Origin of the sequence: Veillonella rodentium (assembly GCF_900187285.1) — a bacterium.
GTDB classification, from domain to species: Bacteria; Bacillota; Negativicutes; order Veillonellales; family Veillonellaceae; genus Veillonella; species Veillonella rodentium.
The window spans coordinates 1,021,199-1,036,921 of sequence record NZ_LT906470.1; the positions used below are offsets into that span (position 1 = coordinate 1,021,199).

Sequence of the window (15,723 nt, forward strand, 5' to 3'; positions counted from 1 at the left end):
GTGAATGTGTTAACTATTACGCAATTAAACAACTTAATAAAACGGACCTTGGATCGCGAATATCTGCTGAAAAACGTCTATGTAAGCGGCACTATTATCAATGCAAAGCGGCATAGCAGCGGTCATATGTATTTCTCATTAAAGGATGAGGAGTCCGCTATCGATGTAACCATGTGGTCCAGTACAGTCATGCAAAAAGGGCTTGCCTCATCTATTCAAAACGGCTTGTTGGTAACTGTGAAAGCATCCGTAAACTTTTATAATAAAATGGGGCGTTTAAATCTGATCGCATCGGATATGCAGATAGGGGAAAAGAGTCCGTTACAGCTTGAATTTGATGCATTAAAAAAGGAATTAACAGCATTAGGATATTTTGATGACAGTCATAAACAGCCTCTGCCGTATATGGCAAAGTGTATCGGCATCGTCACATCTCAATCGGGCGCGGTACTGCATGATATATTGTACGTGAGTAAAAAGCGTAATCCGCTGGTACAATTTAAATTGTATTCCGTGCCGGTTCAAGGACCGGCAGCAGGACCCGTTATTGCCAAAGGTATTGCCGCTGCTGATGCGGATCCAGATGTAAACGTAATTATTGTCGGGCGTGGCGGCGGATCTATGGAGGATCTATGGTGCTTCAATGACCGTGCTGTGGTGGAGGCGATTTATAAAGCCCATACGCCTATCATTTCAGCCGTGGGACATGAGACGGATTATACATTATGCGATTACGCAGCAGATGTCCGCGGGGCCACGCCAAGCCATGCGGCGGAATTATCGGTTTTACCGCTTACGACATTACAGGAACAGTTACTGGAGAAAGAAGAATTCCTACATCAGTTCATACAATATACGTTACAACAAAAAAGAACGGATTTAACCGTACTGTTTAATCGTAAGCTGGGGATTCCGGCCCTTCAATTTTTACATAAACAGAAGACACTGTTGCAACAGCTTTCACAATCGATGAATACATCGGCAGTTGAAGCCTGTCGTACAGAACGTCATAATTTAGCATTACTGGCTCAGCAAATGGAATCACTTAATCCATTGCACATGATGCTGAAAGGCTATGCTAAAGTTGAACATAAAGGACAATCGGTTACATCCGTATCACAGGTACAGCCTAAAGATAATATCCGTATTATATTGTCAGACGGTAATGTATCTGCCACGATTAAGGAGGTGCATATAGATGAGCGCATCACTGAAAAGTTATGAGAAAAAATATAAAGCATTAGAAGAAATCGTTAAAAAATTAGATGAAGGAGACATGACAATCTCTGAATTATTGACGCAGTATAAAAAAGGGCTCACCTTGGTAAAAGAATGTGCGGTCATGTTAGATTCCGTAGAAACTGAGGTCCAACAGATTATCGAAGAGGTTCGCATCAGTGAATAAGGAGATTCATATGTTCAAAACATACTTGGAATCGAGTAAAAACAATATTGAACAATGGCTCGAAGAAATATTGAAGAGTCCTAACGCAGAATATGCACCGCTCTATGAATCCATGGAATATAGTCTTATGCAAGGCGGTAAACGTATTCGCCCTATACTGACCAAGGCTGTTCTTGAAATGTTTGATAAGAACCCTGCGGATTATAAAGAGTTTCTCTGCGCTATGGAATGCATTCACACGTATTCCTTAATTCATGATGATCTACCTGCCATGGATAATGATGACTATCGTCGCGGTAATTTGACAAATCACAAAGTTTACGGTGAAGGAATGGCAATTCTTGCCGGAGACGGCCTCTTAACCTATGCATTTCAGTTAATGGTTTCCAATAAAGCTGCCAGCGCAGAGCAGAGAATCAAAGCTATTGGCTGTGTCGCTAAAACGGCAGGTCCCGAGGGTATGGTAGGGGGGCAGGCCTTTGACTTGTTGAGCGAAAATCGGCATATCCCGCTGGAGGAACTGAAGGTCTTACATCGAGGCAAGACAGGAGCACTGTTTAATGCCGCTGTTGAACTGGGGCTCATTTTAGGAGATGCGGATGCAGATACATATCAGGCTTTTATGGAGTATGCCAATTGTTTAGGATTGCTATTCCAAATAACCGATGATATCCTAGATGTAACAGGTACGATAGAGGAACTCGGTAAAACGCCAGGAAGCGATATTCGACAACACAAGTCGACCTATGTATCATTACTGGGTCTCGAAGGGGCGATACGACAGGCCCATATGGTCGGCAAACAGGCACATGATGCATTGAAGAGCGTCGCTTATGATACCGACATCCTTGAATCGTTAATTGATTATCTGTTAGAACGAACAAATTAGAGAGGTTTATACCTGATATAGGTACATGGAATGATTGATATATTGCTACAAACAGCACATAATTATATAGCTCAGGCCGCATTTTGGGGCTGGTTTTCCGCACAGGCCATCAAATTTATATGGCAGTTAGTGCGTTTTCGTCGATTGCGATTCGAACGGCTGGTAGGATCGGGAGGATTTCCAAGTTCTCATACATCCTTTGTCATTGCTACCACGACGGCAATATTTTTAAAACATGGAGGCGTATCGGATTTATTTGTCCTTTCTCTGGTGTTCTCTATTGTCGTCATGTATGATGCATCCGGTGTACGATTAGAGGCGGGGCGTCAAGCACAGATCCTGAATCAGATTGTGGACTACTTTTCGAAACGTAATATACCGGTCGTTATAACCAGAAAGGAAGCCCTAAAGGAATTACTGGGACATACGCCGGTTGAAGTATTCGGCGGATTGATTCTCGGTATTCTCGTAGCGTATATTCAATTTTATTATGTGTATAATGGTGTCATATGAGTACTAAAGAACGATTAGATGTGCTTCTTGTCAACCGGGGACTTTTTGAAAGCAGAGAAAAAGCGAAGGCCGCTATCATGGCAGGCCTTATCTTTATGGATACTACACGTATCGATAAGGCGGGGACAAAGATTCCTGTAGATGCCGATATTCACGTTAAAGGAAACACTTTGCCGTATGTAAGCCGCGGGGGGCTTAAATTGGAGAAGGCTATCAAAATGTATCCCATCAATCTGCAGAATGCGGTCATGGTTGATATCGGGGCCAGCACGGGCGGATTTACGGATTGTGCATTACAAAACGGTGCTACGAAGGTTTTCGCAATCGATGTGGGATATAATCAATTAGCTTGGAAATTACGCCAGGATCCTCGCGTTATCAATATGGAAAAGCAGAATATTCGCACCGTCACAACGGAGCAATTAGGCGAACAAGTTGATTTTATATCCATCGATGTAGCTTTTATTTCTCTTGATAAAGTATTGCCGGTGGCAACCACGTTATTAAAGGCGGAAGGCTCTCTTGTTGCCTTGATTAAGCCTCAGTTTGAAGCCGGTAAGGAAAATGTAGGTAAGGGCGGCATCGTTCGAGATGAAGCTGTTCATAAGGATGTATTACGAAGAATATTACATGTCGCTTTTGATTGCGGTCTTTATCTCTACGGCTTAACGTATTCTCCCATCAAGGGAATGGAAGGTAATATTGAGTTCTTAGGATATTTTAAGAAAAGTAAAGAAGGAGCTTTGCCGATAGATGACGAATTGATAAATTGTGTCGTAAGTGAAGCTCATTCATTATAGGAGATATACTATGCGTATCGGATTTTTTCCAAACATGGGAAAAAGCAATATTATGGCAGTCTTAAAAATGGCGGCTCATATTTGTAAAGAAGAACAGATTGAAGTTTTTTTGCCGGATGACTTGGAATCCGATGCACCTGCTCGAGTGTTACAAATTCCAAAAACAAATATCTTACCGCGTCCTGATATATTCAAACAGATTGATATCGCATTCAGCTTTGGTGGAGATGGCACAATCATCCATTTGGCGCGTCAAATTTATCCTTATAAAGTACCCGTATGCGGTATTAACCTAGGCGAATTGGGCTTCTTAAATCAGATTGAGGTTCATCAGCTACAAAGTCATATAAAACGTATAGCTCAAGGTGATTATAATATTGAAAAACGGGGCCACTTATATGCATATATAGATCGCAATAATGGCGATGAAGAAGAATTAGTCCCTATTATTAATGAAATCGTTATCACCCGTGCGGAACCGGCTAAGATGGCTCGCATCAATATGTCCGTTAATAATCAACATACGCAAATGTATCCTGCTGACGGATTGATTATCGCATCAGCTACGGGGTCCACCGGCTATAACCTTTCGGCAGGAGGTCCGATTATGAAGCCGGATAACCGATCGATTATCGTCACACCTGTGGCACCTCATTTGATTCAGGGCATATCCATGGTCCTTGAAGAAGATGATACCATTCAAATCACGATGCCGGAACGGGAGCCGCAACTTCATATCTGTATTGATGGTACCTTTGATTATACTTTTACAAATCAGGAAGTACTGCATATCAGTTCAAATCCCGTATATTGTCTGTTCGTTCGCTTTAAAGATCAATGTTTTTTTGGCACCTTATTTAAGAAACTGGCATCACGCAGGGATGAGCTTTTATAATATACATTCTCAAGGGAGATGTTTTTATGATAAATATTAATAATGCCGTTCAATTTCAACATCTCATATGGGATCGCGTTATGACGAATGCCAAAGTCGTAGTCGATGCGACTTGCGGAAACGGTCATGATTTATTATATCTGGCTGAGCGTGCACAAAAAGGATGTCACTTGTACGGTATTGATATTCAAATGCAGGCCATTAATGCCAGTAAAGAATTGCTGCGGTCTAACGGAATTGCCCAGGACGTGAGTCTCACATTTATTCATAGATCTCACGACAAAGCGTTATCAGAAGATATTAAGGATAACGATATTGATCTGATGATTTTTAATTTAGGATATTTACCAGGAAGTAATCATCAAATTATAACTGAACCGCATCATACCATTAATGCCATTCAAGAAGGTCTGGAAAAATTAGATAACTCCGGAGTTATTACGGTTGTTGCTTATCCTGGAACGGAAGAGGGGTTAGCAGAAAAAGAATACTTGCAATCGTATTTAAAAAAATTGAATCAGAAGCTGTATAATGTATGTCATTGGCAGCCGATGAATCAGGTAAACCAGCCCCCTGAATTATTTATTTTACAGAAGCGATAGTGTATTTGTTATTATTAATAACTTTAATGCATATATAACTAATAAAAGACCCGAGAACGGGTCTTTTATTTATACATTGGTATATAGTAATTCTTAAATTATTAATTTCGTATAAATAGATGAATACTATAGGCTATGCATTTATAGCTAATCAGTATATTGAATGTTAACAATATTTTAAATATTAGTATAATATGCATAAGACGTATACTATATGCGATATATACCATATATTAATTATGAATATATGGTATAATAATAAATAGAAAGATACTATTCTCTTTTATGTGCAGGTTTAAAAAAGGGAGTTCAACATGAAACGTTATCGCTATAACAAAATTAAAGAAATCGTACAGTCTAAGGCGATTGAGACCCAGGAAGAATTGGCAGCGGCCTTATTAGAAGAGGGGATTGAGGTAACACAGGCTACCGTTTCCAGAGACATTAAGGAACTGATGTTAATCAAAATCCCTACAGGTGATGGGCATTATCGATATGCATTATCTCCGGAGGAAAACGTAGTTCTTTCTCGCAGCCGCATCAATCGATTATTCCAAGATTCTCTAATCAAAGTAGATCACAGTTTAAACCAAGTCGTGCTACATACAATTCCGGGTTCAGCTCAATCTGTTGCATTTTCTATCGATCATGCAAAATGGAATGAAATCATCGGTACCTTAGCCGGGGATGATACAATTTTGTTAATTGCCAAAACGGAAGCGGAAGTTCCTGCAATTTTAGCTAGAATTCAAGATTTAATGAAGGACTAAATATGTTGACGCAAATGAGCATTCATAACTTTGCGTTGATTGAGCAAATGAATATTTCATTTAACGATGGTATTACTATCTTTACCGGCGAAACTGGGGCAGGGAAGTCCATTCTTATGGATGCCTTCAGTATCCTTTTAGGAGAGCGCGCAAGTAGCGAGTTTATTCGTCACGGTAAAGATAGTTTTGTTATAGATGGAATATTCGACATCGCCAATCACAAAAGTATACAAGAATTATTGGAAGCGAAAAATATTATTGTCGAAGACGATGATTTGATACTATCTCGATCATTTAACAAGAACGGTAAGTCTACGATTCTTGCAAATGATCAGCCCATACCGCTTAAAGCACTTAAGGAAATCGGACAGTGTTTGGCGGATATTCATGGTCAATATAGTAATCAACGCCTATTGCAGGCCGATACGCATCACGAATACTTGGATACATATAATACGGAAGGCCGGAGGGCTTATAAAAAATATGTAGAGGCTTATAAGGCTTATAAGGAAGCAAAGCGAGAGGTGGATCATTTACAGGAAAATATGGCGGAACGAGCTCGCGAACTTGATATGTTACGATATCAAATCGACGAGATTGAGGATGCAGGTCTTACGGTAGGCGAAGATACAGCTATTTCTGAAGAACTTAAACGCCTCGATAGCTTTGAACATATCGATAAGGTCCTCGGTTCCTGTTATGATGCATTTTATAACGGTCGGCAACCACTACTCGATACGGTGAATTCAATCAAGATAGAGGTCAATGATCTCCTTAAATACGATGAATCTTTAAAAGATGTATCCGAAATGGTAAATTCGGCTTACTTTCAATTGGAAGAAGCGGCTCAATCGCTAGATCGCTATAGAGATAATATCAGCTATGATGAGGAACGTTACAAATTCTGCCAGGATCGCGATACTACAATCTATGGATTGAAGAAAAAATACGGTGAAACCGTTGAGGATATCCTAGCTTATGAGGACAAGGCGCAGGCTCGACTTGAGGAATTAGAACATTTGGTATTCGCTCAGGATAAATTGGAGGAGCGTTTACATCAAACTGAAAGTAAGGCAAAAGCAGCCCTTATTGAATTGGAAAAAATCCGTTCAAAAAATGCAAAGATCATCACTGCTGCATTGCAGAAAGAATTGGTCGACCTCGGCATGCCTAAAGGAAATATAGAATTTCAAATCGTTCAATCCGATGAATTGACGGCTTTGGGCGCAGCATCCATCGAATTACTGTTTACAGCGAATAAAGGGGAGCAGTTATTACCGCTTCATAAGGTAGCTTCCGGCGGTGAACTGGCGCGTATAGCATTGGCTTTCAAATCGGTATTTCGTACCGATACATACAAAACGATGGTATTCGATGAAATTGATGTGGGCATCAGCGGCGATATTGCTCTAAAGGTAGCTGAAAAAATCTTGGGTTTATCAAAAACGAATCAGGTGTTTTGTATTACACACTTACCGCAGACGGCAAGTATTGCGAAACAGCACTATCATTTATCCAAGATAGAACAGGATGATCGAACTGTATCAACATTAGCGGTTTTAAACAGTAAAGAACGGGTTATACAGATAGCATCAATGATGTCAGGTCGCAGTATGTCCGAGACGGCATTAGCGGCGGCACAGGAACTAATTGACCATTTTCATTGACTAAAAGCGTATAATTTCTTATACTAATTATATTAACTAAATAAATTGGTAGAGGAGCGAGTATAAAGAGTAATCATGAGGAGCCGGCATGCATTGAATCATGATAAAAGGGATGCTTGCCGAAGTTCGATGATTGCCAAAACATCGTTCTGGTTGTCTATTTAATAAGTGGATGACTGTCATCAATACATTATTGGTGGAGTGCTATCATTGATCTTTTAGTATTAGTTATATTATTTGTATAAACTATGAGGCCAGTGGATACTTCCACTGGCCTTTTTGGGAGGGGGATATATGATTCGAGTAACGGTAAACGGTGCCGGCGGCAAAATGGGCCGTGAAGTGGTCAAAGCGGTACATAATGATTCCGAATTAGCTTTGGTAGGCGGTATCGATCCTACAAAATCAGGTCAGGATATAGGCACAGTAGCGGGTATTGAACCTTTAGGTATTACCATGAATTCTTCTGTGGATGAGATCTTAGGTGATACAAAACCTGATGTAATCGTCGATTTCACGAGTCCTGCAGTTATCTACGAAAACGCAAAAAAAATGCTCGCTGCCGGTATTCACGTTGTAATCGGTACAACAGGTTTAACGGCGGTACAGCGGGATGAGCTCGATGTAATCGGTCGTAAACATAATGCAAACTGTCTGGTGGCACCTAACTTTTCACTCGGTGCCGTTATGATGATGAAGGTATCCTCTGAGTTGGCACCTTATTTTCCGAATGTGGAAATCATTGAATTGCATCACAATCACAAATATGACGCACCGTCAGGTACTGCAATTCTGACAGCGAAATTAATTAATGATGCTAAACTGGCGGCACAGGTTACAGCTGATGAGGATTTGACACGTGAAAGTTTACCCGGTGCACGCGGTGCCAAGGTGGATGATGTAACGATACACAGTGTGCGCCTACCCGGTTATGTGGCACATCAACAAGTCTTATTCGGCGGGTACGATGAAACATTGACCGTACGCCATGACAGCTTAAGCCGTTTATCCTTTATGCCGGGTGTTGTACTGGCTTGTAAAAAGATAGCTTCTGTGCCGGGCTTAACATACGGATTGGAGCATTATTTATAATATATAATCAAGGAGACATGTTCATGAAAAAACCAAATCTTGCAATTCTTGGTGCAACCGGTGCTGTAGGGGCCGAATTTATTACACTGATCGAAGAGCGAAACTTTCCTTATGAAAACCTTAAATTATTAGCTTCCGCACGTTCCGCCGGTACTGAATTAACGGTAAACGGTAAAACATATGTAGTTGAGGAGGCAAAGCCTGAGTCCTTTGAAAATATCGATATTGCACTGTTTGCAGGTGGTTCAATTTCTAAAACATTAGCACCGGAGGCGGCTAAACGAGGTGCCATCGTCATCGATAACTCAAGTGCATTCCGAATGGATCCTGAAGTACCGCTCGTGGTGCCGGAAGTTAATCCGGAGGATATTTTGAAACATAAAGGCATCATCGCTAACCCGAACTGTTCCACTATTATCATGAGCTTAGGATTGAAACCGCTACATGATATTTCTCCAATTAAACGTATCATTGTAAGTACATACCAAGCCGTTTCCGGGGCCGGCAAGGAAGGTATTGAAGAGCTTGAAAATCAAGTTAAACAATATACGGCAGGCGAGGAAATGACGGCTAATTTGTTACCAACAGGATCGGCACCGAAACATTATCCCGTAGCTTTCAATTTATTACCACAAATAGATGTTTTCCTCGATAATGATTACACTAAAGAAGAAATGAAGATGGTTTATGAAACTCAAAAAATTCTTCATGACGATTCGATTCAAGTGGTTCCGACTACGGTACGTGTACCTGTATACCGTTCGCACTCTGAATCCGTATTAGTGGAAACTGCAGAACCTGTATCTGTTTCAGCTTTCAAGGCGGCATGTGAAAAATTCCCTGGACTACAGGTAAAGGATAATCCGGCGGAACAAATTTATCCTATGCCACTATATACATCTAATAAAAACGACTGTGAAATCGGTCGTATCCGTAAAGACTTATATAACGATAAGGCAATGAACTTTTGGATTGTAGGGGACCAAATACGTAAAGGCGCTGCATTAAACGCTTTACAAATTGCCGAATACTTGGTGGAAAAACAAGCATTCTAATTATCGATCAGGGGGAGGACAGATATGAAAACCTTCGGACGTGTATTAACAGCTATGGTTACGTCATTCAATGAGGATGGATCTGTAAATATTCAAAATTGCATTTCAATTGCAAATTATTTATTAGATCATGGCTCGGATGGTTTAGTCGTATGCGGTACAACAGGTGAAAATCCAACAATATCCAGAGAGGATAAATTGAGACTCTTCTCGGCAATTGCCAAAGAATGCGGTCACAAGGGATCAATTATCGCTAATGTGGGATCAAATGACACGGCAGGATCTGTAGACTTTGTAAAAGAAGTGTCAATGATTCCTGGAATTGATGGTTTACTCGTAGTTGTTCCATACTATAATAAGCCAAATCAGCAGGGACAATATTTACATTTTAAAGCTATCGCCGAGGCGACTACATTGCCTATTATGGTGTATAATGTACCGGGGCGAGTAGGTACCGGTATTTTTCCAAATACTTTAGCCCGTTTACATAAAGAATATCCGCATATTTGTGCAATTAAAGAAGCAAGCGGTAATTTAATGATCGCTTCTGAAATTAAACGATTATTACCGGATCCGTCCTTTATGCTCTATAGCGGAGATGATGGTTTGGCATTACCGATTTTATCCGTTGGCGGATGTGGTGTCGTATCCGTTGTTGCCCATGTAGCCGGCACGGATATCAATGCTATGATTCAGGCTTTTGAAGCAGGGCATAATCACGAAGCGATACGTATTCATCAGACTTTGGCTGAAATTACAAAAGCCATGTTTATTACAACAAATCCGATTCCTGTAAAATATGCAGTTCGTAAACTTGGTTTGCCTGCAGGTGCATTTAATTTGCCTATGTGTGAACCATCAGAAGAAGAAGCAGCTTATATAGATAAGGCGCTAGCTGAGTATAACGAGCAGTAAATATTTCTTCGCCCATTTAAATAGAGAACAATTTATAGCCGTCATTACAGATGTAGTGACGGCTATTTTTGTGTATATATTTATGATCCTATAAAGGACCTAATGGACTTTCAAATTTATATAATTACAAATTCTCGAATTAATTTTAAATTATGATATAATCTGACGTGGAGATAGTATTTTTAACTATACTCTAGTCTACTGTTAATTTCATGATAAACAGAATGATTGTGAAAATCAGAACCGACCTGATGGCGGATACATTTATTACACAAGGAGTTTAACATGATACTAACAATGCTGAAAGGCAAAATTCACAGAGCTACGGTAACACAAGCCGAACTTGATTATGTAGGGAGCATTACTATTGATATAAATCTATTGAATGCATCCGGAATACGAGAATATGAGCAAGTTCAAATCGTAGATATTAATAATGGTGCACGATTTACCACGTATACCATAGCAGGCAAACCCGGTAGCGGGGTAATCTGTCTTAACGGAGCGGCCGCACGAAATGTGCAGGTAAATGATAAAATCATTATTATGTGTTATGCACAAATCGATGAGCATGACATTGAGAGTCATAAACCTCTCGTTGTATTTGTAGATGAAAAAAATAAGATAAGTCATATAAGAAACTATGAAAAACATGGTTTATTAGTTGATCAAAATAACGGTAATTGATTATAGCTGTAATTGATTGAAAATACAGTAGACTGTATAGGACTATCTTCGATTCTATAAATTGACGGAGGATACTTTCATGAACGTTATAAACACAGTACATGATGTACGATCACTTGTAAATAAGTGGAGAAAAGAAGGCTATACAATCGGTTTTGTACCGACGATGGGGTATCTGCATGAAGGACATGCCGCACTGATGCGTCGAGCCCGTGCGGAAAACGATAAGGTCATTGTATCAATCTTTGTAAATCCTGCTCAGTTCGGAGAAAATGAAGATTTAGATGCGTATCCGCGTAATCTTGAGGGTGATACAAGCTTATGTGACTCTATAGGTATAGATGCTATTTTTGCACCGGATGCAACCGAGATGTATCACAATCCAAAGGCATTTGTGGATATTATCGATCTATCTAAAACCCTATGCGGTGTTACGCGACCGATTCACTTTAAAGGCGTTTGCACTGTTGTGAGTAAACTATTTAATATAGTGCAGCCCAATAACGCTTACTTTGGACAAAAGGACGCGCAACAGCTGGCTATTATCCGTAAAATGGTAGAAGACTTAAATTTTCCGGTTACAATTATAGGTGTTCCTATCGTAAGAGAGGAGGACGGATTAGCCAAATCATCGCGCAATACATACTTATCTCCAGCAGAACGAAAAGCGGCTACCATATTATATAAATCCATACAGGTAGGTCAAACTACCATAGCCCCCGGCAGTTCAACTAGTTCCATTATCCATGCTATGACAGATGTAATCAATACAGAACCTTTAGCCGACATTGATTATGTCTCGATTGTTGATGCCGTCACAATGCAGCCTGTTGATACAATAGATCGACCTGTATTAATCGCCTTAGCGGTATACATTGGTCATACACGCCTTATTGATAACTTTTCCTATGAATTACATCAATGAGGTGTTATATGAATATCATGGTATCCATTAATCGTTTCGTATCAAAATATATAATCTTATTGATCTTAGGCTTTTCATGTATCGCATATATGATACCTGATTATTTTATATGGGCCATATCCTACACGCCATATTTACTGGGAATAGCTATGTTTGGCATGGGCCTTACCATCAGTCTGAAAGATATAGAGGGCATCATTAAGCATCCCAAATATATTTGTATAGGGGTTATTGCGCAATATACGATTATGCCTTTGAGCGCTTTACTGTTATGTCATATATTTGTTCTACCTGCGGATATTTCGATAGGAATTATTCTGGTCGGATGCTGCCCGGGTGGAACCGCCAGTAATGTCATAACCTATCTTGCCCGTGGTGATGTAGCTTTATCTGTGGGAATGACCATAGCCTCAACCATATTGGCACCGCTTGTAACGCCATTACTCATTCTATATCTTGGTGGAGCATGGGTCCATATAGAGTTATTACCCATGATGATTACGACGGTAAAAGTTGTCTTACTGCCTATCATACTGGGAGGCGTCGTACAATGGATAAGTAAATCACATATACGGGAAATCAGATCCATCAGCCCTATACTATCCATATTTGCTATCGTTCTGTTAATAGCTGCGATCATCGCTATTAATAGGGATAAAATACTGATTTCCGGGTTACTGACTTTAACCGTGGTAGGAATCCATAATATAATGGGACTTATTTTGGGGCTGAGTGTAGGTAAAATTTTTCAACTGGAACACGACAAAGCTACGGCACTCGCCATAGAAGTGGGGATGCAGAACAGTGGGCTGGCCGTTACATTAGCAGCCACCAATTTTGCAATGAATCCGTTAGCGACTTTAGCCGGCGCCCTATTCAGCGTATGGCATAATGTATCAGGATCAGTCTTTGCCAGTCTGCGTAGATAGGGTAAAAACAAAAATGTTGGAATGATAACTCTTACTCGAGACATTCCAACATTTTTTATTTATATAGTATATAGAGTATTATATTGTAAAAATATTGTTTAAAGGTATTTTTTAGATATCATTTAAAAATATTATCGTTTAAAGATATTCATCAGGCATATTTTTAACATTAAATACGATCTCGTACTAGACCGATAACTAAACCTTCAATATGGCAATCATCAACGATGATAGGGTCAAAATCATCATTTTCCGGCTGTAAGCGAATATGTCCGTTTTCTTTATAAAAACGTTTAACCGTCGCTTCATCATCGATGCGGGCAACGACAACATCGCCATTATTCGCTGTATTCTGATGGCGTACAATAAGCATATCGCCTTCATACATGCCGATATTCATCATTGATTCCCCTTGAACGCGGAGCATAAAGCAATCGGAATCACCAGTTAATTGTACAGGTAAAGTCAATGTAGTCTCTAAATTTTCGACAGCCGTAATAGGCATGCCGGCTTGTACAGTCCCGATAAGAGGCACCTGCTTGAGTCCGGCACCGAGAAATTCAAAATTATCGGAGCTGGAAGTTTTGTTACCGCTGACGGAAATATTTGGTTTTATATCCTCTAATACGGTAATTGCCCGATTTTTATTCGGATCACGCTTAATATAACCGAATTTCTCTAACGCATTGAGATGAGACTGTACCGTAGAAGTGGAGCTGAGGCCTACATGTGTACAAATTTCACGAACTGTAGGGCAACGGTATTCATTATGTAAAGAATCCTTAATAAAATCTAGTATACGTCGCTGTTTTGTATTTATATCTGTTGCAGGGCGTCTCACGGGGCTACCTCCAATGTCTTAATATCTTCGATACAGTAAAATAGGTCATCTTATCATGTTATAAAAATAGAAATTACATCATTAATATCATCTTATAGGTCTATTATAGATAAAATTATAATTTTTTGCAAACATTTGTTCTGAAAAGACTTGACCGAACATTCGTTCGCATGCTATTATTAACATGTAAACAAACAAATGTTCCTAAATTTATGTTCGATATAAATGTGAGGTATGAGATGAAACAGATTATGATAATGGTAGGGATGTGCTTAACAGTATTATTTGGATATCATATGACAAATCCTGCAGTGCAGATTAATCCGCATGCTGTACGTGAGGTAAAAGTACAAGCGGGGGATACCATGTGGGATATTGCGGCGCGTACAGCTCATACGGATATGGATGTACGGGAAGTAGTATATGCCATGAAGGAATTAAATAAAATTGACGATTCCGGTACACTCGTTCCCGGTACGGTATTAAAGGTACCGACTAATCTTAAAGGTAGTCCAGTTAGAGCTTTGGACTATGTGGCTCAAAACTAAATATATATGGAATTATATGTTCCACACAAAAAGCAGCCAGTTACAAAACCGGCTGCTTTTTGTTATATTATTATATTTTGGTTGAAATCATTATTTAAATCGTTTCTCAAAAATTGTGGCAATCGGATTATCTACAAACTTATTGGCCTCGTTAATATATCTACGTACCATATTAACGCTGTGATGGCGTGTTTGGCGCATGATATTACGTTCTTCTACGCCATAAGCTGCAGCCGTAGTAGCAAATCCGTGACGCAAGCTATGAGCACCATACATGGCCGGATCAAGACCAATAAGAGATACATATTTTTTTACAATCTCCGCAATCATTTTATCGGAAATAGCATTTTTACGAATATTCATGTTCTTTGTAAAACCTCTAAAAACCGGCCCTTCTGTAATCCCAGCTGCTCGAAGCCATTGCTGTAAGGCGCGTACTGCATCGAGAGGTGACCCGGGAATAGATGGAATTGCTACCACCGCGCCTTGACCTTCCTGATCCGCCTTTGAGGACTCTATAAAAATCTCCAATCCTTGAGGGGAAAACTGTAAATTTTCTATTGTTAAAGCCGCTATTTCACTGCGTCTAAAAGCCCCCATAAAACCGATCAGTAAGATAGCTTTATCCCGCAATAACTGCAGCTCAGGCATATCGAGCTTATCCATACAATCTAAAATATCTTCAATATCTTCCAGTAATACCGGGGTTTTCCCCTGTTGGAATGTACCTTTTAATCGACGAATACCGCGAAGTGCCTGCTTTACAATGGGGGCCATACAGGGATTTTCTCCAATGCCTGAAGCATTATAATTTTCTGAAATGGCACTGATTCTACGTGATATAGTATTTGCCTTTGCATAATCCGCTAAATCATTGATATAGTTTACGATTGTTTCCGGTGTAGCAGGGAAATAAGATACCTTTTGATACGTGCACCAGTCTACAAAATCTTTCCAATCCGATTCATAGGCGTCTACCGTATTTTCCGCCTTGGATAACAAAATACTTTGCTTTGCTTTCATAGAAAGTTTAGTACTGTTCATAAGGGCATCATTATGACGTAAATAAAAATGTTTCTGTTGTTCCTTGGATCCTGACATTAGTTCACCTTTTACCTTACATGTATACTCTAATTGTATCATAGAATAACTTTTCATATGCTATAATATAAGGAATACAAATACTAATC

The 15,723-nt window shown here is 39.7% G+C and carries 18 protein-coding genes and 1 riboswitch; of the genes, 16 read left to right on the top strand and 2 right to left on the bottom strand.

Annotation, left to right across the window (positions count from 1 at the left end):
- The 15 genes from xseA (at position 1) to CKV62_RS04705 (ending at position 13,144) form a co-directional block, all read left to right on the top strand.
- Positions 1 to 1,224: an exodeoxyribonuclease VII large subunit gene (gene xseA / locus CKV62_RS04635; RefSeq protein ID WP_095065908.1), complete on the top strand. Its 1,224-nt coding sequence runs from the start codon at positions 1 to 3 to the stop codon at positions 1,222 to 1,224.
- The gene (gene xseB, locus CKV62_RS04640) at positions 1,199 to 1,405 is read left to right on the top strand and encodes an exodeoxyribonuclease VII small subunit (protein ID WP_095065909.1); all 207 of its coding nucleotides are present in this window, start codon (positions 1,199 to 1,201) and stop codon (positions 1,403 to 1,405) included. The genes xseA and xseB overlap by 26 nt, the downstream gene beginning before the upstream one ends.
- Before the next feature lie 10 nt (positions 1,406 to 1,415).
- Positions 1,416 to 2,294, top strand: a complete 879-nt coding sequence (locus CKV62_RS04645) for a polyprenyl synthetase family protein (RefSeq protein ID WP_095066706.1) — start codon at positions 1,416 to 1,418, stop codon at positions 2,292 to 2,294.
- 30 nt (positions 2,295 to 2,324) lie between these two features.
- Positions 2,325 to 2,807 carry a divergent PAP2 family protein gene (locus CKV62_RS04650; protein ID WP_095065910.1) on the top strand — a complete coding sequence of 161 codons (483 nt, stop codon included), beginning with the start codon at positions 2,325 to 2,327 and terminating at the stop codon, positions 2,805 to 2,807.
- Positions 2,804 to 3,607: a TlyA family RNA methyltransferase gene (locus tag CKV62_RS04655; RefSeq protein ID WP_095065911.1), complete on the top strand. Its 804-nt coding sequence runs from the start codon at positions 2,804 to 2,806 to the stop codon at positions 3,605 to 3,607. The genes CKV62_RS04650 and CKV62_RS04655 overlap by 4 nt, the downstream gene beginning before the upstream one ends.
- A 10-nt stretch (positions 3,608 to 3,617) precedes the next feature.
- Entirely contained in the window at positions 3,618 to 4,502 is an 885-nt protein-coding gene (locus CKV62_RS04660; RefSeq protein WP_095065912.1) for an NAD(+)/NADH kinase, read from the top strand.
- A gap of 26 nt (positions 4,503 to 4,528) precedes the next feature.
- Positions 4,529 to 5,104, top strand: coding sequence for a tRNA 5-(aminomethyl)-2-thiouridylate-methyltransferase MnmM (gene mnmM / locus CKV62_RS04665; RefSeq protein WP_095065913.1), 576 nt, complete (start codon positions 4,529 to 4,531; stop codon positions 5,102 to 5,104).
- 314 nt (positions 5,105 to 5,418) lie between these two features.
- Complete coding sequence (gene argR, locus CKV62_RS04670) at positions 5,419 to 5,874, top strand: arginine repressor (RefSeq protein ID WP_038115034.1); 456 nt, start codon at positions 5,419 to 5,421, stop codon at positions 5,872 to 5,874.
- A 2-nt stretch (positions 5,875 to 5,876) separates the two neighbouring features.
- Complete coding sequence (gene recN, locus CKV62_RS04675; RefSeq protein ID WP_095065914.1) at positions 5,877 to 7,541, top strand: DNA repair protein RecN; 1,665 nt, start codon at positions 5,877 to 5,879, stop codon at positions 7,539 to 7,541.
- Positions 7,542 to 7,582: 41 nt separating this feature from the next.
- Positions 7,583 to 7,756: riboswitch (Lysine riboswitch) on the top strand.
- A gap of 79 nt (positions 7,757 to 7,835) precedes the next feature.
- Positions 7,836 to 8,633, top strand: a complete 798-nt coding sequence (gene dapB, locus CKV62_RS04680; protein ID WP_095065915.1) for a 4-hydroxy-tetrahydrodipicolinate reductase — start codon at positions 7,836 to 7,838, stop codon at positions 8,631 to 8,633.
- A gap of 23 nt (positions 8,634 to 8,656) precedes the next feature.
- Positions 8,657 to 9,688: an aspartate-semialdehyde dehydrogenase gene (locus tag CKV62_RS04685; protein ID WP_095065916.1), complete on the top strand. Its 1,032-nt coding sequence runs from the start codon at positions 8,657 to 8,659 to the stop codon at positions 9,686 to 9,688.
- A gap of 24 nt (positions 9,689 to 9,712) precedes the next feature.
- Positions 9,713 to 10,603, top strand: coding sequence for a 4-hydroxy-tetrahydrodipicolinate synthase (dapA, locus tag CKV62_RS04690; protein ID WP_095065917.1), 891 nt, complete (start codon positions 9,713 to 9,715; stop codon positions 10,601 to 10,603).
- A 285-nt stretch (positions 10,604 to 10,888) separates the two neighbouring features.
- Complete coding sequence (gene panD / locus CKV62_RS04695) at positions 10,889 to 11,290, top strand: aspartate 1-decarboxylase (protein WP_095065918.1); 402 nt, start codon at positions 10,889 to 10,891, stop codon at positions 11,288 to 11,290.
- 79 nt (positions 11,291 to 11,369) lie between these two features.
- Positions 11,370 to 12,215, top strand: coding sequence for a pantoate--beta-alanine ligase (panC, locus tag CKV62_RS04700; protein WP_095065919.1), 846 nt, complete (start codon positions 11,370 to 11,372; stop codon positions 12,213 to 12,215).
- An 8-nt stretch (positions 12,216 to 12,223) separates the two neighbouring features.
- Positions 12,224 to 13,144 (top strand): bile acid:sodium symporter family protein, encoded by a 921-nt coding sequence (locus CKV62_RS04705; RefSeq protein WP_095065920.1) that lies wholly within the window; start codon positions 12,224 to 12,226, stop codon positions 13,142 to 13,144.
- Positions 13,145 to 13,313: 169 nt separating this feature from the next.
- Here CKV62_RS04705 and lexA read toward each other — a convergent pair whose 3' ends face one another.
- On the bottom strand, positions 13,314 to 13,985 hold the full coding sequence (lexA, locus tag CKV62_RS04710) for a transcriptional repressor LexA (protein ID WP_095065921.1): 672 nt from the start codon (positions 13,983 to 13,985) through the stop codon (positions 13,314 to 13,316).
- A 239-nt stretch (positions 13,986 to 14,224) separates the two neighbouring features.
- On the opposite strand from lexA, the gene CKV62_RS04715 reads away from it, so the two are divergent.
- The gene (locus CKV62_RS04715; RefSeq protein ID WP_095065922.1) at positions 14,225 to 14,533 is read left to right on the top strand and encodes a LysM peptidoglycan-binding domain-containing protein; all 309 of its coding nucleotides are present in this window, start codon (positions 14,225 to 14,227) and stop codon (positions 14,531 to 14,533) included.
- A 90-nt stretch (positions 14,534 to 14,623) separates the two neighbouring features.
- On the opposite strand, the gene CKV62_RS04720 is transcribed toward CKV62_RS04715, so the two are convergent.
- Positions 14,624 to 15,634, bottom strand: a complete 1,011-nt coding sequence (locus CKV62_RS04720; RefSeq protein WP_095065923.1) for a site-specific integrase — start codon at positions 15,632 to 15,634, stop codon at positions 14,624 to 14,626.
- Positions 15,635 to 15,723: the final 89 nt, after the last annotated feature.